The sequence below is a fragment of the Desertibaculum subflavum genome, assembly GCA_003576705.1.
In the GTDB taxonomy this organism is placed as follows: domain Bacteria; phylum Pseudomonadota; class Alphaproteobacteria; order Ferrovibrionales; family Ferrovibrionaceae; genus Desertibaculum; species Desertibaculum subflavum.
Map to the genome: position 1 here is coordinate 1 of QOZS01000011.1, position 21,521 is coordinate 21,521.

Genomic DNA, 21,521 nt, shown 5'->3' on the forward strand with positions numbered 1-21,521 from the left:
CCCGCCCGCGCGGCGCCGTCAGCACCCGGGCACCGCGCGCCCGGGCAACCGCCGCCGTCGCGTCGCGCGAGCCGCCGTCGACCACCACGACGTCGCCGGCCCCGCCCTGGCGCAGCGCGTCCAGGGTCGCACCCAGCGTCCCGGCGGCATCGAGGGTCGGCACCACGGCCCCGATCGCGATCACCAGAGCTCCCGCCTTGCTTCCAACAGGGCGTGTAAGCTACGAACAAGGCGAGGAAACCCCAAGTAACATGCCCAGGAGGGAAGACGGCCGTGGCGCTGATCGATGTGAAGTCGGAAATCACCGGCAAGGTGTGGAAGCTGGACACCAGTCCGGGCGACAAGCTCGGCGAGGACGACACCATCCTCACCCTGGAATCGATGAAGATGGAGATCCCGGTGATGGCGCCGGCCGGCGGCACGTTGAAGGAGATCCTGGTCGCCGAAGGCGACAGCGTGAAGGAAGGCCAGGTCGTCGCCCGGCTGGAGAAATAGCCGCCTATCCTTTTGCCTGCTTGGCAACGCTCGGATGGGCCACCACGCGGCCCTCGCTATAGGCCTCGTGGTTGGCCTCCACCTCGTCCAGCTTGTAGCGGTAGTTCACCATCAGGCCGATCGCCTGGCGCATGCCCTTGCGTGACGTGTCGCCGAGGAAATTGATGCGCTCGATGCGGGCGCCGTTGGCGAGATGGAAGCGCGCCACCGGGTCGATCGCCCGCCCGCGCTCCTTCTCCTTCACCAGATAGCGGGCGCAGAGCCGGGTCAGCACCGTCTTCAGCGCCTCGCGCAGCGCCGGCACATCGCGCCAGTCCTTGCGCTCCAGCAGCCTGGCAAAGGCCTTCGGCGTCACCTCGCCTTCGATCAGCGACGACAGCGTCTCGCGGTCGGATGCCGTCAACAGGTCCGGCCTGTCGGCGGCGATCTCGCGGTCCAGCCAGGCGCGGAAGCCGGGGACCGGCGACAAGGTCGCGAAGGTCTTCAGGTTCGGCAGCTCGCGCGCCAGCTCGTCGGCGACGCGCTTGATCAGGAAGTTGCCGAAGCTGACGCCGGCCAGGCCCTTCTGGCAGTTGGAGATCGAGTAGAAGATCGCGGCATCCGCCGTGCGCGGATCGTGCGTCGGCTGCTTGTCGTCCAGCAGCGCCTGGATCGAGGCCGCCGTGCCGTCGACCAGCGCCACCTCGACGAAGATCAGCGGCTCGTCCGGCATGCGCGGATGGAAGAAGGCGAAGCAGCGCCGGTCGGAATCGAGCCGATTCTTGAGATCGCGCCAGGAGCGGATCTCGTGCACCGCCTCGTAGTCGACCAGCTTCTCCAGCAGCACCGCCGGCGAGCGCCAGGTGATGCGCTCCAGATTGAGGAAGCCGACATCGAACCAGCCGGCGAGCAGCCGGCGCAGATCCTCGGCCAACTCGCCGAAGCGCGCATCCTCCGCCACCAGGTCCAGCAGGTTGGCGCGCAGGTCGACCAGGAACTTGACGCCCTGCGGCAGCGCGGTGAACTGCGCGAGCAGGCGCATCGCCGGGCTTTCCAGCGCGTTGCGCATGGCGGCGAGCGCCCGTCCCTCGTCCTTCGCCTCGGCGGCGCCGCGCCAGGTCTCGATGGCGTTGGCAAGCCGCGCGCGGTCGATCCCGTAGCGCTCGATCAGAAGCCGCAGGAAGCGCTTGCGGCCCTGCGCGTTCAGCGCGAGGTAGACTTGGCCGAGCTCGGCGGCACGGGCGCGCGAGGTGACCTCGCCGCCACGAGCCTCGACGCAGCCGTCGATCTGCTGCTGCAGCCGCTCGATATCACCGTCCGGCAGGTCCTCGCGATAGGAAACGCCGCGCAAGGTGCGCGCGGTCTCCGCCACGTCGCGGAAGGCGCGGTTGATGCGGTCCAGCAGCGAGGCGGCGAGCGTCTGGTTCATGGGGCAAGTGTCGCGGATGGTTGTGACGCAAGCAAGGCGCGGAGCGCCGCGGGCACGAGGTCCGGCAGATCCTCGGCGATCAAGCCGTGACCAAAAGCAGCAGCAGCCGCGCCATGCAGCCATACGCCGGCCGACGCGGCCTCGAACGCGGCCATACCCTGCGCCAGGAGCCCGGCGATCAATCCGGCCAGCACATCGCCCGATCCGGCGGTGGCGAGGCTCGGCGGCGCATTGGCATTGATCGCATAGCGGCCGTCGGGCGCGGCGATCACCGTGTCGGGACCCTTCAGCACCACGACGGCGCCGCTCTTCGCCGCAGCCGCCAAGGTGCGCGTGAGGCGATCACCGGATGCGTCGAACAGGCGCGCAAACTCGCCATCGTGCGGCGTCAGCACGCAGGGGCCCTTGATCGCCGCGAACAATTCCGCCGTGTCGCCTGCGAAAGCGCTGATGGCGTCGGCATCCAGAACCACCCCGCGGCCCGTCGCCAGAGCCGCCAGCACGCGCTGGCGCGTCAGCGGAGACACACCGTTGCCGGGGCCGAGCAGGATCGCATTCAGTCGCCGGTCGGCCAGCATGGTGGCGAGACCCGGCGCGCCCTGCACCGGCCGCGTCATCACCGACTGCAGCGTGCCCGCGAGCGCCGGGATCGAATCCGGCGGCGCGGCGACGGTCACGAGGCCGGCGCCGATGCGCAGCGCCGCCCTGGCGGCGAGCTTGGCGGCACCGGTCGCTGCCGGCCCGCCGCTCACCACCACCGCGTGGCCGCGCGCGTATTTGTGCCCCTCCGTTGCCGGCCAGGGAAAGTCGCGCGCGAAGGCGGCCGGCTCGTTGGCGCGGCCCTGCGGCTTGATCTCCCGCAGCACATCTCCGGAGATGCCGATATCGACGATCTGCGTCTCGCCGCACAGCCGCCGTCCCGGCATCAGCAGATGCCCCGGCTTGCGGCGGAAGAAGGTGACCGTCAGCGTGGCCTGCACGGCCGGGCCTTCGGCGCGGCCGGTATCGCCGTTGACGCCGCTCGGCACGTCGACCGCCACGATCGGAAGACCGGTCAGATTGGCCGTCTCCGCCACGGCCGCCGCCTCCCCTTCGAGCGGCCGCGCCAATCCGGCGCCGAACAGCGCATCGACGATCAGGCCGGCGCCGTCGAGAGCCGCCGGCGTCAGCGCCTCGGCGGTGCCGGTCCATCGCTTCGCCGCCAGCGCCGCATCGCCCTTCAAGGCCTCGCGCGCGCCGAGCAGCGCGAGCCGCACCGGCCAGCCGCGTTCGGCCAGCAGGCGGGCGACGACGAAACCATCGCCACCATTGTTGCCGGGGCCGCACAGCACCGCGACCGGCCGCCGCGTCCAGCGCGCCAGGATCGCCTGCGCGATGCCGGCGCCGGCACGCTCCATCAGGTCGATGCCGGGGACGCCGGATGCGATCGCCGCCGCGTCGGCGCGGTACATCTCGGCGACGCGGAGCAGCTCGATCATGTGAGCGGCGGCTTTTCCTTGGCGATCGAGTAGACCGTCTCATAGGCGCGGCTCGCGCGCAGCACCAGATCCTCCCGGAAGGCCGGGCCGACGATATGGAGGCCGATCGGCAGGCCTTCCCGGGTGAAGCCGCAGGGGATCGAGGCGGCCGGCTGCTGCGTCAGGTTGAAGGGGTAGGAGAACGGCGTCCAGCTGGGCCAGGTGTCGCCGTGCTTCCACCCCGCCGGCACCATCTCGCCATGCTTCAACGCCGGCACCGACAGCGACGGCGTCAGCAGCAGGTCGTAGCGCTGATTGAACTCGCGCATCTTGACGCCGAGATCCTGACGCTCGCCGACCGCGTTCAGATAGGTCTTCAGCCCGACCTTGGATCCCGCCTCGACACTGTCGTTCAGGCCGGGGTCCAGCAGGTCGCGCTTCGCCTTCGGCAGGCCGCCCAGCGCATTGAAGGCGCCGGCGATCCAGAGCGTCCAGAAATACGCGTATGGATCGTCGAAGCCGGGATCGGCTTGCTCCACATGCGCGCCCAGCTCCTCGAAGGCCTTGGCCGCCTTGGCGACGCTCGCCGCGATCTCGGGATCGACCGGCGCGTAGCCGAGATTGGGACTGAAAGCGATCTTCAGGCCCTTCACCCCGGCCTCGAGATCGGCCGTGTAGTCGCGCCCGTCATAGGGCAGCGAATACCAGTCGCGCGGATCCGGCTTCGCCATGATGTTCAGCATCAGGGCGCTGTCGCGCACCGTGCGGGTCATCGGGCCGTTATGCGATACCGTGCCGAACGGGCTCGCCGGCCAGGCCGGCACGCGGCCGAAATGCGGCTTGATGCCGTAGCAGCCGGTGAAGCCGGCCGGGATGCGGATCGAGCCGCCGCCATCGCTGCCGCTGGCGAGCGGGCTCATGCCGGTCACCGCCGCCGCCGCCGCGCCGGCGCTGGAGCCGCCGGTGGTGCGGTCGAGCTTCCACGGATTGCGGGTGATGCCGGTCAGCGGGCTGTCGCCGAGGCCTTTCCAGCCGTAATCCGGCGTGGTGGTCTTGCCGAGCAGCACCGCGCCGGCCTCGCGGAGCCGCGCGGTCAGCGGCGCGTCGACATCCCAGGGCTGCGCCCTGTCAGTGATGCGCGAGCCGCGCATGGTCGGCCAGCCCTTGGTCAGCACCAGATCCTTGATCGAGGTCGGCACGCCGTCGATCGGGCTCAGGGGCGTGCCGGCCTTCCAGCGCGCCTCGGCGGCGCGGGCATCCCGCATGCCGCTCTCGCGGTCGATCACGATGAAGGCGTTGACGACCGGATTGACCTTGTCGATGCGGGCGTAGACGGCTTCCGTCGCCTCCACCGGCGAAAGCTGCTTTGCCCGGTAGAGATCGACCAGTTCGACGGCGGAAAGATCGGCCGGATCGGATGCCACTGCGCTACCCCCGTTGACCACAAGTTCAACCTGTCGGCATTGTCGCCCCGCGCGCCGCGGCGGGCAATGCCAAGCGGCCATGTTCGGAGTGCGAAATGAGCGGGACGGGGGCGGAGTTTATCGTGATCGGCGCCGGCATGGCCGGCGCCTCGGCGGCCTATGAGTTGGCCGCCAAAGGGCGCGTGATCGTGCTGGAGCGCGAGAGCCAGCCCGGCTACCACACGACCGGCCGCTCGGCCGCGCTCTATGCCGAGACCTACGGCAACCAGGTGATCCGCGCCATCACCACGGCGTCGCGGGCGATGTACATGCAACCGCCGCCGGGTTTCACCGACCATCCGATGCTGTCGCCGCGCGGCACCGTCATCATCGGCCGTGCCGACCAGCAGGCAGCGCTCGACCGCGCCTATGAGGAGGGCCGCCAGCTGGTCGGCAGCATCCGGCGCCTGACCGGCGAGGAGGTGCGGCGCATGGTGCCGATCCTCCGGCCCGAACATGCCGTCGCCGCAATCATGGTGCCGGACGACATGGATATCGACGTGCACGCGCTGCACCAGGGCTATCTGAAGGGCCTGCGCGCGCGCGGCGGCAGCGTGATCACCGACGCGGAGCTGCGCGGACTCTCGCGCATCAATGGCGAATGGAAGCTGGAGACTGCGGCGGGCGGTTTCACCGCCCCCGTGGTTGTCAACGCCGCCGGCGCCTGGGCCGACGTGGTGGGCGGGATGGTTGGCGCCGCGCCGATCGGCCTGGTGCCGAAGCGGCGCACGGCGCTCACCTTCGACCCGCCTTCCGGCGCCGATATTACGCATTGGCCGGCGGTGATCGACGCCGACGAGCAGTGGTACATCAAGCCGGAAGCCGGCCGCATCCTCGCCTCCCCCGCCGACGAGACGCCGTCCGACCCCTGCGACGCGCAGCCGGACGAGATGGATGTGGCGATCTGCGTCGACCGCGTGATGACCGCGACCACGCTGGACATCCGCCGCATCACCCATCGCTGGGCAGGCCTGCGCAGCTTCGTGAAGGACAAGACGCCGGTGGTCGGCTTCGACGACAAGGTCGAGGGCTTCTTTTGGCTCGCCGGCCAGGGCGGCTACGGCATCCAGACCGCCCCCGCCATGGGCCGCATCGCCGCCGCCCTGGCGCGCCGCGAGGCCCTGCCCGCGGATGTCGCCGCGCTCGGCATCACCCCCGCCGACCTCGCTCCGCAAAGATTGCGGTAATGCAGGGGGCGACAGCCCGTTCTGCCGTCACTATATTGCCAGCACCAGCAGGGGGAGCCGCCCACGCGGCTGAGAGGTTCCATCCCGGAACGACCCCTAGAACCTGATCCGGTTAGGACCGGCGTAGGGATGCGTGATTCATGCAGGATCGTGTCGCCGTTGCGACGCCACTAGGCGTCCGCCTTCGCGCGCTTACCTTGAGCTATGGCGGCGCGGCGCTGATCCGCGAGGTCGATCTCGACCTCGCGCCCGGCCGCATCACCTGCCTGCTCGGTCCGAGCGGCATCGGCAAGAGCACGCTGCTCAAGGCCATCGCCGGCCTGCTCACGCCCGATGCCGGCCGCATCGAAGGCGACGACGGCCGCCCCCTCGCGGGCCGGGTCGCCTGGATGGGGCAGGATGCCGGCCTGCTGCCGTGGAGCGATGCGCTTGGCAACGTGACCCTCGGCTCGAGGCTGCGCGGCGAGCCACCCGACCGCGAACGTGCCCAGGCGCTGCTCCGGCTGGTCGGCCTCGCCGAGGCCGCCGCCATGCTCCCGGCCAAGCTCTCCGGCGGCATGCGCCAACGCGTCGCGCTGGCGCGCACGCTCTATGAGGACAAGCCGGTCGTGCTGATGGACGAGCCCTTCGCCGCGCTCGACGCGCTAACCCGGCATCGCCTGCAGGCGGAGGCGGCGCGACTGCTCGCCGGCCGCGCCGTCCTGCTCGTCACCCACGATCCCGCGGAGGCGCTCCGGCTCGGCCACGCGGTCGTGGTGATGCGCGGCGCACCGGCTGAATTCAGTCAGCAATTGACGCCGCCCGGCGATCCGCCGCGCGATCCGACCGAGCCGGCGATGGCCGCGCTGCAACGGCGCCTGTTGGCCGAGCTCGGCGCCGAGGTGACGGCATGATCCGCCTCGCCCGCCCGCTCGCCATCGCGCTCGGCCTGCTGGCGATCTGGGAGCTGGTGGTGCGGGCGACCGGCGTGCCGCATTTCATCCTGCCCGCCCCGACACGCATCGCCGCCGCCTTCGCCGCGCGCGGCGATCTGCTGTTCGAGCATGCGGTGACGACCTTGGTCGAGATCCTGCTCGGCTTCGTGGTCGGCGGAGGCCTCGGCACCCTGCTGGCGCTGACGCTGGCCGCCAGCGCGACGGCGCGCCGCTGGTTGCTGCCGCTGGTGATCGCGAGCCAGGCGGTGCCGGTCTTCGCCATCGCCCCGCTGCTGGTGCTGTGGCTCGGCTATGGCCTGACGTCGAAGATCGCCATGGCGGCGCTAGTGATCTTCTTCCCGGTCGCCATCGCGCTGCATGACGGGCTGAAGCGGACCGAGCCCGGCTGGATCGATCTTGCGCAGACCATGACCGCCGGCCGGCGCGGCGGCGCGGCGCGCATCCTGTTCCGCATCCGCCTGCCGGCCGCGCTGCCGGCGCTGGGCAGCGGCCTTCGCGTCGCCGCCGGCGTGGCCCCGATCGGCGCCGTGATCGGCGAATGGGTCGGCTCCTCCGCCGGCCTCGGCTACCTGATGCTGCACGCCAATGCGCGGCTGCAGGTGGACCTGATGTTCGCCGCGCTGCTGGTTCTCGCGGTCATGGCGACCCTGCTCTACCTCGCGGTCGACCGCCTGGTCCGCCGGCTGGTGCCCTGGGCGCCGGATGCTTCCACCGATCTACTGTCAACGGAGACTGGATGATGCGTGCCTTGATCGTTGCTCTTGCGCTGCTGATGAGCGGCACCGCCGCGGCGCAGGAGAAGCTGACGGTGATGCTGGACTGGTTCGTCAACCCGGATCACGGACCGCTCTACGTCGCGCTGGAGCGCGGCGGCTTTTCCAGCCGCGGCCTGAATGTCGAGCTGATCGCGCCGGCCGATCCGAACGACCCGCCGAAGCTGGTCGCCGCAGGCAAGGCGGATATCGCGGTCAGCTATCAGCCGCAGCTGCATCTGCAGGTCGCCGAAAATCTGCCCTTGAAGCGCATCGGCACGCTGGTGGCGACGCCGCTCAACTCGCTGGTCGTGCTGGCCGACGGCCCGATCAAGCAGATCGCCGACCTGAAGGGCCGCAAGATCGGCTTCTCGGTCGGCGGCTTCGAGGAAGCGGTGCTCGGCACCATGCTGGCGAGGCATGGCCTCGCGCTGAAGGACGTGACCCTGATCAACGTCAATTTCAGCCTGTCGCCCTCGATCCTGTCCGGCAAGGTCGACGCGGTGATCGGCGCCTTCCGCAATTTCGAGCTGAACCAGATGGCGATCGAGAAGCGTCCCGGCCGCGCCTTCTATGTCGAGGAGGAAGGCGTGCCGCCCTATGACGAGCTGATCTTCGTCGCCAAGACCGACCGGATCACCGATCCGAAGCTGCGCCGCTTCGTCGACGCCATCGAGGACGCGGTGCAGTACATGTTGAACCATCCCAAGGAGGCCTGGGCGTTGTTCATCAAGGGTCGCGGCCAGCTCGACGACGAGCTGAACCGCCGCGCCTGGGCCGACACCTTGCCGCGCTTCGCGCTTCGCCCCGGCGCCGTCGACATGGCGCGCTACGAACGCTTCGCCCGCTTCCTGGAGGCGCAGAAGATCATACCGAAGGCACTGCCGGCCTCGGCCTATGCCGTGGAACTGCCGGCCGCGCCCTGAACCACGGGCGGCACGGCCGTCGGTTCGCCCCCTAGCTCGGGACCAGCTGGACCTCGGCGGCCTGCGGCCCTTTCGGGCCCTGGCCGACGCGGACCTGCACCGTCTGTCCGGGCAGAAGGTCGCTGAGCCCCTGGCGGCGCAGCACGGCGACATGGATGAAGATGTCCTGTTCGCCTTCGCCGCTGGTGAGGAAGCCGTAGCCCTTGGCCGGGCTGAACCACTTCACCGTCGCCGTCTGGAACTCGCCTTCGCCGACCACCGGCGGGAACCGTGGCTTGGGTCGGGGCCGCGGATAGCCGAAGCCCATCGGGGCCGCGTGGTCGTCCATGGGCAACCCGAATTCGGGCGGCCGCATCGGCGACGGTGCTGCACCAAGCTCGACAATCCGGACCACTTGCACGCCCTTGGCCCGCCGGGCCGCCTCACAGACGATACTGGCGCCATCGGGCGCGGCCTCGTAGCCCGATTGGCGCAGGCTGGAGAGGTGCATGAACACATCTCCCGACCCGTCCTCAGGCGTCACGAACCCGAACCCTTTTGCCGGGTTGAACCACTTTACGGTGCCTCGAATGGTGAAAAGCTCCTCCACCAGCGAGGCGTCACCCCCCAGTTCCTGTACCATAGCCTCCCTGCGTGTTCTTGTCGCACGCAGGGCGATAATGCCACATCAATGGGCAAGCTCAAAGCCGGCCGCGCAAGTAGTGGAGGCTGAAGCGCAATCGATCGTCGGTCCAGGCGCGCAGATGCTCGAAGCCCGCGCGCGTGACCAAGTCCCGGAATCCGTCGAGCGTGTATTTCCAGGAATCCTCGGTGTGTATCCGCTCTCCGGCATCGAGACGGAACGGTCGGCCGGCAATCGCGACCTGCTGGTCGCGCAGGCTTTCCAGATAGAGCGACATTCGGCCGAGCGCCGGCTCGTAGTGGACGACATGGCGAAAGCCGGCGAGATCGAAATCGGCGCCAGCCTCGCGGTTGGCGCGCGCCAGCAGGTTCAGGTTGAAGGCGGCGGTGACGCCGGCCGCGTCGTCGTAGGCCGGCAGCAGGACGGACGGATCCTTCTGCAGATCGACCCCGATGACCATGTCGCTGCCGGCCAGAAGCCGCCGCCAGCGGTCGAGCAGGCCCGCCGCCTGCTCCGGCGGGAAATTGCCGATAGTGGAGCCGGGAAAGAAAGCCAGCCGCCAGCCGTTCGGCGGCGGCAGGCGGTCGACATCGGTGAAATCGGCGACCAGCGCCCGCACCTTCATCGACTTGTAGTCACGCGCCAGCGCCGTGCAGGCCTCCGTCAGCGCGGTGCGGGCGACATCGATGCCGAGATAGCCGGCCGGCGCCTCGAGCGCGTCGAGCAGAAGCCGGACCTTGCGGCTCGCCCCGGCGCCGAGCTCCACCACCTCGACCTTCGGTCCGGCGAGCTTGGCGATCTCGCGCGCATGGGCCGAGAGAAGACCCATCTCCGTCCGCGTCGGGTAATATTCCGGCAGCTCGGTGATGCGCTCGAACAGGCGCGAGCCTTCGTCGTCGTAGAGGAAACGGCAGGGGATACGCCGTTGCGGGCCGGCGAAGCCTTCGAGCAGCGCCTGGGCGTAATCGTCCGGCGGCGGCGCCAGATCGATGACGGCGAGATCGCCTGCCATGCGCTCAGACATCCGCGGCCAGCCGGATGCCGCTGAACTGCCAGCGCGCATCGGGCGGGAAGAAGTTGCGATAGGTCGCACGGACATGGCCGTCCGGCGTCGCGCAGGAGCCGCCGCGCAGCACCATCTGGCCCGACATGAACTTGCCGTTGTATTCGCCGAGCGCGCCTTCCGCCGCGCGGTAGCCCGGATAAGGCTGATAGGCGCTGCGGGTCCAGACCCAGGCATCGCCGTAGAGATGCCCGCCCTCGCCGGTCGGATGGTAGTGGCCGGCATCGAGGAAGTTGCCGGCGACCTGGCGGCCGGCGGCAACGACTTCCCACTCCGCCTCCATCGGCAGCCGGAATCCGGTCCAGTTCGCGAAGGCTTCCGCCTCGTAAAAGCTGACATGCACGACCGGCTCGGAGGGATCGAGTGGGCGCCGGCCGTTCAAGGTCAGCAGGTCGTAGGCGCCGCCCTCGGTCTCGATCCAGTAGAGCGGCGCCGCCCAACCACGCTCCTTGATCGCCGCCCATCCGTCGGAAAGCCAGAGTTCCGGCCGGCGATAGCCGCCATCGCGGATGAAGTCGAGATACTGGCCCGCGGTGACGAGCCGGCGCGCGAGGCGGAAGGGCGGCAGATACTGGCGGTGGCGCGGGCTCTCGTTGTCGAAGGCGAAACCCGCGCCGGCATGGCCGATCTCGACCAGCCCGCCCTCGTGGTCCCACCAGCCGTCGAGGCCGAGTTGCGGCCGCTTCGCCGGCGCCGCGGCCCGGTAGGCCGGCATCACCGGGTTCTGCGCCAGCACGTGCTTGATATCGGTGAGCAGAAGCTCCTGATGCTGCTGCTCGTGATGGAGGCCGATTTCGAGAATCGGCGCCGCCGCCGCGAAGCGCGGCGCATCGACGCCCCCGAGCCAGGCCTGCATCGCCTCGTCGACCGCGGCGCGATAGCGACCGACCTCGCCCACGGTCGGCCGCGACAGGAGCCCGCGCGCCGGGCGCGGATGCCGCTCGCCGATCGCTTCGTAATACGAGTTGAAGAGATAACCGAAGCTCGGATCGAATACCTCGTAGCCGGGCGCGAACGGCGTCAGCAGGAAGGTCTCGAGGAACCAGGTGGTATGCGCGAGATGCCACTTGGTCGGACTGACATCCGGCATGGTCTGGATGACCTGGTCCTCCGGCGCGAGGCCGACGGTCAAGGCCATGGAGGTGTTGCGCACCGCTGCATAGCGCTCGGCCAGCAGCGCACGGTCGGACCGGGCGGACCCCTCGGCGGAATCCTGTGATGGACGGGGAACCGTCGATTGGAGCATGCGCACGCCTCCATAACGCCGATTTGCCGCGCGGGTTCCGCGCGGCGCCGAGGTCAGCGCCGGAAGCGGAAGCCCGCCGCGCCCGCCCCCGAAGGGGCCTCGATCGGCTGCGCCTCGACCGCACGCGACGTGGCGGACACGCGCGGGCGGCGGTTCGGGTTGCCGACGAAATCCTGCAACCGAACCTCGTCGTCAACGAACCAGGGTTTGCCGTCTTTGTCCAGGTAAAGCGCCTGCTGATCCTGCAAATTGAAGGGACGCGAGCCGACCCGTCCGAAAACCGCGATCTGATGGCCGGTTTCGTCGACGCCGCGGTCGCGGTCGATGCCTTTCGAAAGCGAAAGCGCCGGCCATTTGGTCGGCCACCACGCGATCAGTTCGGGCTTCGGATCCGGATTGAAGCCGTAGAAATTCGGCTGATTCTGCGGCGCGGTGAGCGAGATGACCTTGAGGCCGTTGCGGCCGTCGGCGATATAGGCATAGGCGGTCGCATTGGTGGAGCCGACGACGACGTCCTGCGCATCGGTGATCTGGCCGCCGGCGGTATACATTTCGTAGACTTTCGGCTGCTCCGCCCGCTCGATATCGATGATGGCGAGGCCCTCGCTGCCGGCCGCGACATAGGCATAGGCCCGCGCGACATAGATGCGGTGCGCCTGCTTCAGGGGCACGGTCGCGCCGGCGACCTTCTGCGGCTTGTCGACATTGGTGACGTCGACGACGTGGAAGCCGTCGGCATCGGTCACGAAAAGATAACGGAACTGCAACGCCGTCGAATGCGCGCGGTTGAACGGCAGCACGGCGCGCAGCCGCGGCTGCATCGGCTTGTCCAGGTCGAGCACCACGACGCCGGCATCGGCGGTGACATACATGTTGCTGCCGGCGATGGTGATGTGGCGCGCGCCGTTCAGCACGCCGCCCTCGTTCCAGGTCAGCGCCCGCTTCAGGAAGTTGTTGAGCGGATCGCCGTCCCGCATCGTGTTGATGTCGACCAGGATCAGGCCTTCCTCGGCGTCGGTGACGAAGGCGTAGTCGTAGATCGGGTGGAACGGCTGCTCCTGGTTCGCCTCGTACATCAGCTTTTTCGTCGCTTCGTCCTTCTTCTGGCGCATCGGCGCGACCGCCTGCGCGGCCGAAGGAAGCGCGACGCAGGTCGCATTCTTCGTGCCGATATGCGTGTCGTGGCCGAGCGGCCCGAACGGCGCGGTGATGATGCGCTGGCTGATGCCCTTGTTGGCGATCGAGGCAACGTCATAGGCCTGGAATCCGGACGCGCCCTCGGCGACGTAGAGGTATTCGCCCTGCAGCTGCACGCAGCCCGCGCGCCCGCCCGAATGGGTGAAGGCGCCAAAGGCGGCATCTTCGAAGTGCAGCTTGCGGCCACGGTCGAGATGCTGCTGGTAGAAATCCGGATAGGCGTGCTTGTGCAGCCAGCTGCCGATCACCGCCTGCGGTTCGTCCCACTCGGTGACCTGCACCGCTTCGACGCCGCCCTCGGCGCCGACCCAGGCGTTGAAGCCGACGAAATTGATGAAGTTGGTCCCGAGCGCGAGCGTCTGCGCCATGATGGCGTTGTTGTCGTTGTCCTTGGAGATATGGCAGTCGGAACAGGTCTTGGTCTCGGTCTTGCGCTCGGTATGCGGATAGTGCGGCGCGAAGGCCTGGCTCGAATAGCCCGACGCCGCCATCGGCTGCTGCTGGATGTAGATGCGCTCGCGATTGATGTTGGTCGACGATAGCACCAGCGCCGAGGTGGAGCGGACCGGCGTGATCGTGTTGTTCTTCACGTTCTGGTGCCGGCCCAGCATGAAGATCTCATCGCGCGCCACCTGCGGGTTGTAGGTGGCGAAGTTGCGCGTCTCGCCGCCCTCATATTTGTGGCGCACGGTCTTCCAGTTGGCCTGGATCGGCAGATGGCAGCCGCCGCAGCTGGTCGTCCACGAGAGATGGCAGGTGAAGCATTCCATCTGCTCATCCTTGTGGGCGCGGTCCTCCGCCTTGACGCCGTCGCCCCATTTCATCGCGCCGCCCTTCGACATCAGCTTGGCGCGGGCGGCCTTGGCGTTGTAGCGCGGGTCCAGCGGGTTGACGGTGTCGCGGACGAGGCTGACCTCCCATTCGAGTTCCGGCCACAGCGCGGAGCGCTGATAGAGCCGGCAGTCGCGGTCCTGGTCGCGCGGCAGATTGCAGCCGGTGCCGCGCCATTCGAAGCGGCGGCGGCCGTCCTGCACGCGCAGGATGCCGAGGTCGTGCCCCTGCGGCGGCGCGGCCGGTCCGGAGGTGCGCAAGGCCGGGTGCGCATCCGCCGTGCCGTGGCAATCCTTGCAGCGGATCTCGATCGCCGGCGCCACTTCGCCGTACATGTAGCCGTTGCCGTGACTGTCCTGCGCGAAGTGGCAGTCGACGCAGTGCATGCCGACATCGACATGCACCGACGACATATGCACCGCCTTCTTGAACTTCTCGGGGTCTTCGTTTGAGATCTTGTTGCCCTTGGCGTCCAGCAGGTTGCCCTTGCGGTCGCGCTTGAAGATGGCGCGGAAGTTCCAGCCATGGCCGTGATAATCGGCGAACTGGGTGTCCTTCAGGTCCGGATTGAGCGTCGCCACGTCCTTCAGGAAATTGACGTCCGACCACTTGCCGCGCAGCACCGCCTCCTCCGGATTGCGGTCGAGCCAGCGGAACGCCTCCTCGTGGGTCGGGTATTTCTGCTTCTCCGGAAACATCGGCGGCGCGTCGGATTCATAATCCCACATCGTGTAGCCGAGCATCGAGTTCAGGAAGATGTTCGGCTGGTGCATGTGGCAGTTCATGCACTGCGCGGTCGGGATCGAACGGGTGAATTCGTGCTTGAGCGGGTGCCCCGGCCGGTTCTTCGGGATGGTCGGGTCGAGCGTGCGCGAGGTGCCGGTCGAGCCGAACTTGAAATACGGCCCGGAATGCCGCGGATCGCGGTCATTGGCATAGACGACATGGCAGCCGGCGCAGCCGGAATTGCGGAAGTCGCCGGGCTGGTCGTTGGTGCCCTGGAACCACATGAACGGATCGTTCAGGCGGGTCTTGTGGATGTTGATCACCGGCACGGCGATGCGCAGCCCGGTGCCGGCGCCGCGCATCGACTGGCGGATATCGGGCCGGCCGGGTTCCTCCAGGCGCTGGATCAGGCCGGTCGGGCTCGGCAGGCCGATCTCGGGGAACTGGGTGACGATGTTGCGCCCGCCCCGCTCGAACACACGGAAGATGTCGCCCGGCGGAATCACCTCCCAGGCCGGCAGCGGGAAGAATTGGGGCAGGATGCCCTTCTTCGCCGTCATCCAGGGCTCGATATTGCCCGGGCTCTTCACCGAGGCGGGCTGGCCGTCGCGGGTATAGGCCTCGCCCAGGATGTAGTTCTTGTAGGGCAGGATGCCGTTGTTGTAGGCGGCGCCGCCCCACAGCATGGCACCGGTCGCCATGATGTGGCGCTCCGACGCCTGGATGATCGGCAGGTGGCAGGCGCCGCAGGCCTCGCGCGCCACGCGATAGTCCGACGGGTTGACGAAGCGGATGTATTCCGGCGCTTCCTTGTTGAACAGCGTGTAGGAGCGCTTGGGATTGGCGCTGGAGGGATAGCCCCAGGTCTCCGGATAGCGCGGCAGGACATGCGCCTTCTCCTGCGCCGCCGTGTAGCGCGCATCGCCCTGATGCGTGCCGGAGGGCGCGAAGACCGAGGCATCGCCGCCATGGCAATCGGTGCAGCCGATGATGATGGCCGGATTGGCGTGCATGGTCGGCTGATCGGTCGCTGTATGGCACGACATGCAGCCATGACTGTTGCGGGCCGCCGCTTCCGGGCTCTGCGGGAACTGTGCATCCGGCGCGGTGACATGCGGGATATCGCGCGGCTTCTCGCCGCTCGCCGCCAGTGCCGCGCCGGCCCCGGCCAGCAGGGCCAGGGCGGCGGCGATCGCGGTCAGGCGGGGGAGCAACGAAACCATCCGCTCAATACGTCAGGGTCAGGTTGGCGAGCACGGAATAGAGCGTGTTGTCCTTGGTCTGGAACAGCTCCTCGAAGGCCCGGCCGCCGAACAGGACGGCGCCGGAGAGGCGGAACACGACGTTCTGGATGAAGCCGGGCCGGTAGGTCAGCGCGACCGAGACGTCCCAGCCGATATCGTTGGACGACAGCGCCTGCACGCGGAGCGTCTCGATCGACGCGGTGTTGACGAAGGAGAGATGGTTGATGTTGGTGGTGAGGCGCAACTCCGGCGTCACGTCGACATCGACGCCGCCGCCGACCAGGATCAGGCCGGGATTGTTAAAGTTCGCCTGGCCCTGCTCCTTGGAGGTGCGCATCGAGTTGAGCAGGCCGTTGCGGCCGGAAAGCTGCAGACCGCCGCCGCCGATCAGCGGCACCGCCTGGCGGATCCAGTAGCTGGTATCGGCGCCGGCGAATTGCGGGTTCTCGAAGATCGCGTCGAAGCCGGTCTGCTTGCCGTCGAACGGGTCGTCGTCGCCGCTCGCAAACATGAACGAGCCGCGCACGCGGATCCACGAGAAGTCGATCGACGGCTCGGCCGCGAACATGAAGGCGCGGATATCGGCGCTCACCTTTTCGGTCTGCGACAGGAACTGGTCGGCATAGTCCTTGCCCCAGGCGAAATAGGCCGAGGTCGTCAGGTTGAGCCGGCCGTAATGCCCGTCGCCGTTCAGGCCGAAATAGACGACGTCGTAGCTGTGCGGGCGCTGCACGCCGATCGGGGCAGGCCGTTCCTGGAAGCCGTTGTTGTTGAAATACGGCCTCTCGTTGCCTTCGCGGTTCCGGTTGTACATCACCGTCGCCTGGCTGGTGAAGCCGATGAAGGGGAAGTCCTGGCGGAACACATTGGCCTGCAGCACCCAGTCGTTGCGCAGCTCCTGGGTCACGTCGTTGAGGCCGGAATTGGTATCCTTCTCGACCCGCCAGATGGCGGCGAGGTTGTACTGCCAGATGTTGTTGGCGCGGTTGCCGAACAGGCGGACGCCGAGCTGTTGGTCCTGGAACAGGAAGCCGCGGAAATCCGACTGGAACGGCTGGATGCCGACGCGCACGGAATCGAAGTCGTAGCGGTCGGAGACGTTGCGGATGTGGTAGTCGACGAAGCCTTCCTGGATGCCGATGAAGGTGTCCTCGCGCTCCTTGCTCTTGAAGGCGCGGATCTTCAGCAGCCGCTCCTCGTCGGCGGCGGCGCGGTTGTAGTTCAGCACCGGCGTGAAGCGGATCTCGTAATCCGGCGGCTTGTAGGCGGTGTTGCCCTTGATGAAGGAGATCGACGGGATCAGCGTCGTCGCGAAGAGCTGCGTGCCGACCTGCGCGAACTGTCCGGTCCGGGGGCTCGTTGCGGGCGAGGTCGGCGTCGGGAAGCTGCGCGGCTCGTAGATCGTGTCGGAGATAACCGCCAGGTTGACGAACCAGTCGTCGAAGATCGGCCGGTCGCCCTTCAGCGTGTTCTGGCTATAGGGGTCCCACCAGCGCTCGTTGACGCCGATATTCTCGATCAGGCGCCAGCGATCGGGGATCGGGATGGTTTCGCGCGGCAGGTTGGGCGCCGGCGCCGGCACCGCGCTCGGGTCGACCGGCGGCAGGTCCTGCAGGTCGTCGCGCTCGGGGACGCCGGGGCGGCGGCGCTCGCCTTGCGCCATGACGAAGCCGCCCTTGCCCGGGGCCGGGGTCAGAACCGGCTTCGATTTCGGTGCCGTCACGGGCTGGACCTGCGGCGGCGGCACCGGGCTCGGCATGCGCTCCTTGCCGGCGAAGGCCGGCGCCGCGGCAAGCAAGGCGGCGACGGCCGCGGCAAAGGCCCCCTGCCGCACCCTCACTTGTCCCCGCACGGGTCTTGATCGCGCGAACCGTTGAACGGCGCGAAGGGGCAGCTGACATAGCGGAGGTTGACGCCTTTCGGCGACAGGTTGTTGGCGCGCCGGTCACCCGGCGCGTTGCCGACGCCACTGCCGAGGATGACACCCGCATTGTGCACGCCGAGGAACGAGATCATGTCGTCCTGGTCGATGCCGTCGCCGGAGACGCCGATGGCGCCGACCAGGTCGCCGTTCTTGAAGATCGGCACGCCGCCGGCGAAGATCTGCAGGCCGTTGGCGAGCGCGGTCCCGCCCCAAACCTGCGCGTCGAGCGGCGTGCAGAACGGCGCCGCCGCCGCCGGATGCGCGGCATTGACGGCGTTCAGCACGATGTCCTCGATCACGAGGTCGAGCTGGAAGCCGACATTGAACGGGCTCCAGATCGAATAGGGCTTGCTGAGCGGCCCGTTGTCACCGTCCACGAAACCGTCCGGGAAGAACGGCCGGTGCAGGTTGCCGATCGAGCGCGCGCCGAAGGCGATGCCGTCCGCCAGCATGCCGGCATTGTTGAAGAAGTTCTGGGTCGCCGTGACATAGGAGTTGAGCGGCACGACGGGGATCAGGCCGCCGACCGTGCGGCTCGCCAGGCAGGCATTGTTCTCGCAGGTCGCGGAATTGAGCCGCGTCGCCGTGCGCGGATCGGAAATGAACGCGGCGCTGCGCGCCTTCTGCACCGAGACGTCGGCGCCGAAAATCGGCGCGTCCGGCGTGCGCGCGAAGGCCAGGATGTCGCCGGTCGTGTCGGTCACCGCGATCGACACCTGGATGAAGCTGCGTAGCGGACGGCGGATCTGGGCGCGGCCGGCATAGGCGATCTGCAGAGCGCTCGCCATGATCTGGGTTACTTCGGGCGCGGTCAGCGCCTGGGTCGAGGCGGCGCCGCCCGAGGTCACGCCGACGGCGCCGGCCTTCGGCGCATAGCGGTTGGCATCGCCGTTATCCACCACGATGAACGGCGTCGGCGACACGTTGTACAGGTTGGCGGCGTCGGCGCGGAAGCCGGAGGCGGCGTCGCCATAGGCGGTGCCGGCGACCGCCGCCGCTGCGGTCGTGTAGTTGGTGACTGTGATATAGGCGCCGCCCGTCGGCCCGGTCGCCGTCGCCGGGTTGGTCGCCAGATGACCGAAGCCGACATCGGAATAGCGCAATGTCTTGCCTTCCACCGTCAGGCGGAACGCCAGCACATCGGAAGGCGGCTCGAAGCCGAACTGACCGGCCAGCGCGATCAGCTCGTCGTTGGGGCGATCGAAATCGCGGATGCGCAGATCGAGGCCGTACTGGCCGTCGGAAATCACGCCGATACCGCCGACGACCAGCCCGTTCTTGTACAGCGGAAAGCCGCCGGGATCGGCGGAAAGACCGAGCGGCGTGCGTTTCGGCCCGATGGTCTGGGCCGCGGTCGAGATCACAAAATCCGAACACGGCAGCGAGGAGAACTGCACGCCGAAGAGCGGCCCGCCCGGCTGGCCGCGTTCCTCCACGTTGAAGAACTGCTGCACGATCTGGCTCGCCGTGCGGGTCGTGAAGGCATGGCCCGCCGAGGAGAGATAGGCGCCGGTCACCGCCTTGGCGATAGCGCCGAGCTCGGTATCGATCACGCCGGTCGGCACGTTCTCGAGGCCTTGCAGACCGGCGCCGGGGATGCGCTGCGAGCCGATGGCGATCGTCGAGGGCGCCCCGGTCATCTCGTAGACGCCGAGCACGTTGCCGACCCGGTCGGTCACCGCGATGATCGCCGGCGCGGCGCGCGCCGCCGCTTCCTGGGTCGCCTGGCCGATGATGCGATCCACCTCGCCCGCGGTCAGCGAGGCCTGCGCCCGCGCAACCGCGGCCGGCAGCAGCAGAGCCAGGCAGGCGAGGGCGAGGCGAACCAAACTCATGGCGTCACCTGGATCGGAAACACACCGTACTTCACGACACTGCCCACTTTGTAGGCGAGGGTGACGGAAAGCGGGAACTTCGCCGCGCTGATATCCTCGGCGAACACCTTGTAGGTCAACTTGCCGTTCTGCGGCTGGATCTGGTTGTCGATCAGCGAGGTGAGCTTGCTGTCCCAGGCGACCCAGTAGCCGTCATTCGTCCGTTGCAGCATGCGGTTGGTCATGTCGCGGGCAATCAGGTAGGTGGCGCTCGGCGCATCGCCCTGCAGATCGACGACACGCGTGACCGCCGCTTTGCGCGGATCAGCGACCACTTCCGGCGCCAGCCGCGCGCCGGTCTCGGTCAGGCGGTCCGCCGCATGCGCGGCCACAGCGACCGCCAGTCCGGCGGTCGCCAGAATGCCGATCGCGATGCTCTGCGCAATCCCCCGCCGACCCTTCACCCCCGAATCCCCTTTGCGACCATCAATGTGAATGTATGCGTTGATCCCTCATCGGCCAAGCACTGCCGCCTGCCGCGCCGGGCGCATTGGTGGCAGGCCCGGGCGGTGGAAATCATGACAATCGATGCAGGCCGACGGAATCCGGTCCGCCGCCTTCTCGCTGCCATGGCATGACTGGCAGTTCTCGACGCCCGGCAGCAACAGGTCGCTCGCCTGCTCCGACTGCGCCGCGCCGTGGCAATCGCCACACGGCATCGACGCGTGACGCCCATGCGGGAACTTGCCCTTGGGCATGAAGCGGTCGGTCAGGTGCACCTTGGCCACCTGCCATTCCTCGCCCTTCTTCTCCACCGTGTGGCAGGAGCCGCAGAGCGAACGGCCGAAGCTGCGCTCGGCCACTTCGCTCGCCTTGGCGCGCGCCCAGGCCAGCGCCTCGAGCTTCTCCGCCTCGGTCTTGAGCGGCGTGCCGGGCCGGCGGCGCACGATGGCCGGCGCATCCGCATCCTCGACGCCGCCGGCCAAGGCCATGGCGGCGTAGAAGTCGCCCAGGACCGCCAGCGCTTCGGCCGGCTTGCCGTGCGGCAGCTGGCGGTTCAGCGCCTTCGGCTCGAACCTGAGCTGGTGGCATTCGATGCACTGCGCTTCCATGCGGATCGGCAGGAACCCGATCTGGCCCGGATCGGCGGCGTGGCAGCCGCCGCAATCGAGCTTCACCATGCCCTTGTCGGGATGGCGCACGCCCTTCTCGCCGAGATGCTTGTTGTGCGGGAATTTCAGGTTCGACTGCTCGGCCGCCTTGCCGATCTGGTCAGCGGGCCCGCGGCGCCCGGTCAGCGCCACGCGCTCGAGCTTGCCAGCCGCATCCACCGGCACGGTGGCGCGGAGCGGCGGATGGTTGCGGGCGAAATCGGTGGCGTCGTCGAGGCCCGCCGCCGGTGCCGCCTGCTTGATGCCGGCATGGCAGTCGGTGCAGAACCGGTCGCTGCGCAGCACGATGGCCGCGTTGCCGGTATGCTCCTTGTGGCAACTCTGGCAGGCCCGATCCTCGAAGCTCGCGAACTGGAATTTCTTGGCGTCGGCGTGGTGCTGGATCGTCGCGTGGCAGGCGAGACACGCTTGGTCCTCGGTCTGCACGAAGGCCTTCTGGTGGCAGCTTTCGCAGGCGACGCCGAAGAACTTGTGGCTGCCCGACATCGGGCCGGAGAGCCAGAGCTCGTCGGCCTTGGCAAGCAGGCCGTGCGGTGCCGCGGCGGGATCGAAGCCGCGCGGGCTCGGCGTTTTCATGGTGAAGGCGAAGATCGGCGCGCCCAGGAATACCGCCGCGATCAGCAGGAACAGCAGCCATGACCATCCGCGCTTGCCGAGGCCGCCGCCGCCGAGGCTGATCCGGCTGCGCGTGCGCAGCATGGCGAGGTCGTCGCCGAGCGGGCGCACCAGCTCGATCGTCAGCGCAATATCGTGCTCGCCGGTCGACCCGACGACGCCGATCTCATAGGGGCCGAGCTGGATCTTCTCGCCCGCATTGAGCCGATGCGCCTGGGTGCGCTGGCCCCCCGCCTCGAAATCCGCCTGGCCGAAGGCCTCCAGGAAATAGCCGCCGGGACGGAACACGATCTGCGCATGGTGCAGCTGGACCCGAGGGTCGCTCAGGTGCACCTCGCAATCCGCACCGCGCCCGAAGCGCAGCATGTCGGTCTCGACGCTGTCGTCGCGCCGTGCGACGCCGCCCTTCGCCTTCTTGGTCAGTGTGGTGACGAGCGCGCGCAT

The 21,521-nt window shown here is 68.4% G+C and carries 17 protein-coding genes and 1 riboswitch; of the genes, 5 read left to right on the plus strand and 12 right to left on the minus strand.

What is annotated here, in order from left to right; genetic code table 11:
* A partial coding sequence (locus tag DT074_RS07415; RefSeq protein ID WP_162914701.1) for a glycosyltransferase occupies window positions 1-184 on the minus strand: 184 nt, incomplete at its 3' end.
* An 89-nt stretch (window positions 185-273) separates the two neighbouring features.
* Between DT074_RS07415 and DT074_RS07420 the strand changes: the two genes are divergently transcribed.
* A complete protein-coding gene (locus DT074_RS07420; protein WP_119419199.1) occupies window positions 274-495 on the plus strand; it encodes a biotin/lipoyl-binding carrier protein in 222 nt (73 codons plus the stop codon).
* 4 nt (window positions 496-499) lie between these two features.
* Here DT074_RS07420 and DT074_RS07425 read toward each other — a convergent pair whose 3' ends face one another.
* Genes DT074_RS07425 through DT074_RS07435 form a run of 3 tightly spaced genes read right to left on the minus strand, consistent with a single transcriptional unit; the run spans window position 500 to window position 4,784 of the window.
* Window positions 500-1,903 carry a malonyl-CoA decarboxylase gene (locus DT074_RS07425; protein ID WP_119419200.1) on the minus strand — a complete coding sequence of 468 codons (1,404 nt, stop codon included), beginning with the start codon at window positions 1,901-1,903 and terminating at the stop codon, window positions 500-502.
* Window positions 1,900-3,381 carry an NAD(P)H-hydrate dehydratase gene (locus DT074_RS07430; protein WP_119419201.1) on the minus strand — a complete coding sequence of 494 codons (1,482 nt, stop codon included), beginning with the start codon at window positions 3,379-3,381 and terminating at the stop codon, window positions 1,900-1,902. Before DT074_RS07430 ends, DT074_RS07425 begins: the two co-directional genes overlap by 4 nt.
* Complete coding sequence (locus DT074_RS07435) at window positions 3,378-4,784, minus strand: amidase (RefSeq protein WP_368744518.1); 1,407 nt, start codon at window positions 4,782-4,784, stop codon at window positions 3,378-3,380. The genes DT074_RS07430 and DT074_RS07435 overlap by 4 nt, the downstream gene beginning before the upstream one ends.
* 95 nt (window positions 4,785-4,879) lie before the next feature.
* On the opposite strand from DT074_RS07435, the gene DT074_RS07440 reads away from it, so the two are divergent.
* The 4 genes from DT074_RS07440 (at window position 4,880) to DT074_RS07455 (ending at window position 8,623) form a co-directional block, all read left to right on the plus strand.
* Window positions 4,880-6,010, plus strand: a complete 1,131-nt coding sequence (locus DT074_RS07440; protein WP_119419203.1) for an NAD(P)/FAD-dependent oxidoreductase — start codon at window positions 4,880-4,882, stop codon at window positions 6,008-6,010.
* A 40-nt stretch (window positions 6,011-6,050) separates the two neighbouring features.
* Window positions 6,051-6,157, plus strand: a riboswitch (TPP riboswitch).
* Window positions 6,151-6,903, plus strand: coding sequence for an ABC transporter ATP-binding protein (locus DT074_RS07445; protein WP_119419204.1), 753 nt, complete (start codon window positions 6,151-6,153; stop codon window positions 6,901-6,903). Its footprint overlaps the riboswitch before it by 7 nt.
* On the plus strand, window positions 6,900-7,685 hold the full coding sequence (locus DT074_RS07450; RefSeq protein ID WP_119419205.1) for an ABC transporter permease: 786 nt from the start codon (window positions 6,900-6,902) through the stop codon (window positions 7,683-7,685). The genes DT074_RS07445 and DT074_RS07450 overlap by 4 nt, the downstream gene beginning before the upstream one ends.
* Entirely contained in the window at window positions 7,682-8,623 is a 942-nt protein-coding gene (locus tag DT074_RS07455; protein WP_438503670.1) for an ABC transporter substrate-binding protein, read from the plus strand. The genes DT074_RS07450 and DT074_RS07455 overlap by 4 nt, the downstream gene beginning before the upstream one ends.
* A 31-nt stretch (window positions 8,624-8,654) precedes the next feature.
* Here DT074_RS07455 and DT074_RS07460 read toward each other — a convergent pair whose 3' ends face one another.
* Genes DT074_RS07460 through DT074_RS07495 form a run of 8 tightly spaced genes read right to left on the minus strand, consistent with a single transcriptional unit; the run spans window position 8,655 to window position 21,521 of the window.
* Complete coding sequence (locus DT074_RS07460; RefSeq protein WP_119419206.1) at window positions 8,655-9,245, minus strand: cold-shock protein; 591 nt, start codon at window positions 9,243-9,245, stop codon at window positions 8,655-8,657.
* 58 nt (window positions 9,246-9,303) lie between these two features.
* Complete coding sequence (gene egtD, locus DT074_RS07465) at window positions 9,304-10,257, minus strand: L-histidine N(alpha)-methyltransferase (protein WP_119419207.1); 954 nt, start codon at window positions 10,255-10,257, stop codon at window positions 9,304-9,306.
* Between the two features lie 4 nt (window positions 10,258-10,261).
* Window positions 10,262-11,554 (minus strand): ergothioneine biosynthesis protein EgtB, encoded by a 1,293-nt coding sequence (gene egtB / locus DT074_RS07470; protein ID WP_119419208.1) that lies wholly within the window; start codon window positions 11,552-11,554, stop codon window positions 10,262-10,264.
* A gap of 53 nt (window positions 11,555-11,607) precedes the next feature.
* Window positions 11,608-15,531 carry a multiheme c-type cytochrome gene (locus tag DT074_RS07475; RefSeq protein ID WP_119419209.1) on the minus strand — a complete coding sequence of 1,308 codons (3,924 nt, stop codon included), beginning with the start codon at window positions 15,529-15,531 and terminating at the stop codon, window positions 11,608-11,610.
* A 4-nt stretch (window positions 15,532-15,535) separates the two neighbouring features.
* Complete coding sequence (locus tag DT074_RS07480; RefSeq protein WP_119419210.1) at window positions 15,536-17,386, minus strand: hypothetical protein; 1,851 nt, start codon at window positions 17,384-17,386, stop codon at window positions 15,536-15,538.
* Window positions 17,387-17,388: 2 nt separating this feature from the next.
* On the minus strand, window positions 17,389-19,311 hold the full coding sequence (locus DT074_RS07485) for a heme-binding protein (protein WP_119419211.1): 1,923 nt from the start codon (window positions 19,309-19,311) through the stop codon (window positions 17,389-17,391).
* A complete protein-coding gene (locus DT074_RS07490) occupies window positions 19,308-19,754 on the minus strand; it encodes a hypothetical protein (RefSeq protein WP_119419212.1) in 447 nt (148 codons plus the stop codon). The genes DT074_RS07485 and DT074_RS07490 overlap by 4 nt, the downstream gene beginning before the upstream one ends.
* 48 nt (window positions 19,755-19,802) lie before the next feature.
* Window positions 19,803-21,521 carry a cytochrome c3 family protein gene (locus DT074_RS07495; protein WP_162914702.1) on the minus strand — a complete coding sequence of 573 codons (1,719 nt, stop codon included), beginning with the start codon at window positions 21,519-21,521 and terminating at the stop codon, window positions 19,803-19,805.

Coding starts and splice junctions, on each gene's coding strand:
- DT074_RS07425 (WP_119419200.1), bottom strand. CDS start 1,903: ATGAACCAGACGCTCGCCGCCTCGCTGCTGGACCGCATCAACCGCGCC.
- DT074_RS07430 (WP_119419201.1), bottom strand. CDS start 3,381: ATGATCGAGCTGCTCCGCGTCGCCGAGATGTACCGCGCCGACGCGGCG.
- DT074_RS07440 (WP_119419203.1), top strand. CDS start 4,880: ATGAGCGGGACGGGGGCGGAGTTTATCGTGATCGGCGCCGGCATGGCC.
- DT074_RS07445 (WP_119419204.1), top strand. CDS start 6,151: ATGCAGGATCGTGTCGCCGTTGCGACGCCACTAGGCGTCCGCCTTCGC.
- DT074_RS07450 (WP_119419205.1), top strand. CDS start 6,900: ATGATCCGCCTCGCCCGCCCGCTCGCCATCGCGCTCGGCCTGCTGGCG.
- DT074_RS07455 (WP_438503670.1), top strand. CDS start 7,682: ATGATGCGTGCCTTGATCGTTGCTCTTGCGCTGCTGATGAGCGGCACC.
- DT074_RS07460 (WP_119419206.1), bottom strand. CDS start 9,245: ATGGTACAGGAACTGGGGGGTGACGCCTCGCTGGTGGAGGAGCTTTTC.
- egtD (WP_119419207.1), bottom strand. CDS start 10,257: ATGGCAGGCGATCTCGCCGTCATCGATCTGGCGCCGCCGCCGGACGAT.
- egtB (WP_119419208.1), bottom strand. CDS start 11,554: ATGCTCCAATCGACGGTTCCCCGTCCATCACAGGATTCCGCCGAGGGG.
- DT074_RS07475 (WP_119419209.1), bottom strand. CDS start 15,531: ATGGTTTCGTTGCTCCCCCGCCTGACCGCGATCGCCGCCGCCCTGGCC.
- DT074_RS07485 (WP_119419211.1), bottom strand. CDS start 19,311: ATGAGTTTGGTTCGCCTCGCCCTCGCCTGCCTGGCTCTGCTGCTGCCG.
- DT074_RS07495 (WP_162914702.1), bottom strand. CDS start 21,521: ATGCGCGCGCTCGTCACCACACTGACCAAGAAGGCGAAGGGCGGCGTC.